The organism is Phocaeicola sp. RTP21198st1_B8_RTP21198_201120, assembly GCF_040929485.1.
Taxonomy (GTDB): domain Bacteria; phylum Bacteroidota; class Bacteroidia; order Bacteroidales; family Bacteroidaceae; genus Phocaeicola; species Phocaeicola dorei.
Genome location: NZ_JBCOCI010000012.1, coordinates 1 through 330, shown reverse-complemented (window position 1 = coordinate 330; position 330 = coordinate 1). Strand labels below are relative to the sequence as shown.

The following is a 330-nucleotide window of genomic DNA, read 5'->3' as shown; positions in this document are numbered from 1 at the left end:
GATGCACGTGTTGCTTTCATGGGAGCAAAGTCGCAATAAAAAGCTGGATCTAATCCATTTTTTATTTGTATATTCCAAATTTGGTCACTACCACAAAAATATATGTCAGCTTCTGGTGGATTGTTTAGAAGTTCTTGAAAGGAATTATATCGTTGTGTTAAATGTAAATATTTACGTGTGTATTTGTCAAATTTTTTGCGGCTTTTTGATTGCATGATTCTTATGGGAATGACATAACAATAAAAAGCACATTTTATAAATATATTGCGATTCCATTTTGGACCGATTGCCCAAAGACTAAGGTTTTTTCTGATGTAATCAGGCATATAA

Annotated in this window: 1 pseudogene; it reads right to left on the bottom strand. The window is 32.1% G+C overall.

The annotated features are described in order from the left end of the window. Window positions 1–330, bottom strand: a pseudogene (locus tag AB5935_RS07485) (hypothetical protein); the annotation flags it as partial.